Genomic DNA, 1,581 nt, shown 5'->3' with positions numbered 1-1,581 from the left:
CAGGCTTAAATTTTACAAAAATAGGAAAAAATAAATCAAAGGTGCGGAAAGTGGGATAAATATCTCAAGTCGCAAATTTTTTCCCGTTTTTGTTAGGAATTATTTTTATTTTTGCATTTTTAAATTCGTAATAAAATTCTTGTCCCTTATGGTAATAATTTAGAAAAACAGCCAAAGCAGCTATTTCCGAATGTGGCTGGTTGGTTACAGATACATTATAGGTTGCGATAGAATAAATTTCTCTTGGGACTTTAGGTCCACCTATCACTACTAGCTTGTCTTTAGAAGAATTACGAATTTTTTCTATAATTTCTGGAAGAGTTAGTCCATACATTGAAAGATGGATTATTTCGCCCCCTTGGGATAACCATTCTTTAATAATTTTTTTCCAATCACAACCGGTTCTTACTAAAAAATCGCCACCAAAGTTCTCGGTAACTTTGTTCACTTTTTCACACAATTTTTTATCAGGAACCCCACTAAAGAATATACCGTCCATTCCAAAAGCCCTTGCAACAAGAGCAGTATGGGTTGATATACGCAAATCTCTATGAGGACGATGATCTAATCTCAAAACAAATAATTTTTGCTTCGATATGGTCGATCTATTAATCTTAATGTTAAAATCATAATTATTATTGTTTGAATTTTTTCCCATTGGTATACCTCAGAAACGAAGTACTCTTATTGGATTAAATTCATAAATCATATGTAGTGCTTCTAACATAGTAAATAATAAAAATAATTTCAGTTATCACATTAAAATTATTTTAAACTTAACATTTATCCTTCACTAACTAACCTCTGTTATAAACAGCTCTATATAATACTTTTATTTTTTCTTCTTAATGTTGATAATATCACCTAAAGTTAATCCTTTCAAACTCTCTTTAGAGCTAGTAGCTGAACCCTTCGAATCTAACGGAGCATAAATATTAATTTGAAGCTCTTTTTCCAGTTTCCTTGCTAAAATTTGGGAGGGCGCCATTTTACCAGTCTCAATTTTTTTAATTATAGAAACCCTTTCATTAATTCTGCCTGCTAATTCTTCATGGGATAAGCCCTTTTCTTCTCTAGCTTTTCGAATTTTTTCCATATAGTCCTCTGCTAATTCATAAGAATCCGAATAGAAATCATTTCTACGACTTGGTTTGTTTTTTGTTTTTTGAATACCGCGGATTTTTGGGGGGCCTATAATTCTAGACGTTTTAACCTTTTGAACGTGTGTAGAGGATATTTTAAAAGAATCTCCGAACTTGGCGCAATTCTGACAGACAATTAGATCAGCGCCTTCGATAGCGACTTTTCTAGCTTTTCCTGTTATCTTTTGCCCACAAACCTCACATAACAAGAATGAAACCTCCTAAATAAAACTATAAAAACGAAGATAATAAAAGCTATTGTAAATTACAAAATTTTGAGTTAATGGGGTATTCTAAGCTTCCATTATTGTATGGTAAATAAATAGTTTACTCTTTTATTCCTAAAAATTGGTTAAAATAATTTAATATTTTGACTCACTAAAATTCTCATTCATTACCGAGTTCCTAAAAATAAATAGTTGAATTCTTACTACAAAAA

Annotated in this window: 2 protein-coding genes; both read right to left on the bottom strand. The window is 31.0% G+C overall.

Going from position 1 to position 1,581, the window contains the following annotated elements; all coding sequences use genetic code 11:
* Positions 1-64: 64 nt before the first annotated feature.
* Positions 65-658, bottom strand: coding sequence for a tRNA (cytidine(56)-2'-O)-methyltransferase (locus tag ACUVXA_RS20755; protein ID WP_445873199.1), 594 nt, complete (start codon positions 656-658; stop codon positions 65-67).
* A gap of 174 nt (positions 659-832) precedes the next feature.
* Complete coding sequence (locus ACUVXA_RS20750; RefSeq protein ID WP_445873198.1) at positions 833-1,351, bottom strand: multiprotein bridging factor aMBF1; 519 nt, start codon at positions 1,349-1,351, stop codon at positions 833-835.
* Positions 1,352-1,581: the final 230 nt, after the last annotated feature.

The organism is Candidatus Jordarchaeum sp. (assembly GCF_052745115.1).
This window is presented reverse-complemented; position numbering and strand designations above follow the sequence as displayed.

Bases quoted from the DNA above. Each gene is read 5' to 3' on its own strand.
- ACUVXA_RS20755 (WP_445873199.1), bottom strand. From the start codon at position 658: ATGGGAAAAAATTCAAACAATAATAATTATGATTTTAACATTAAGATT.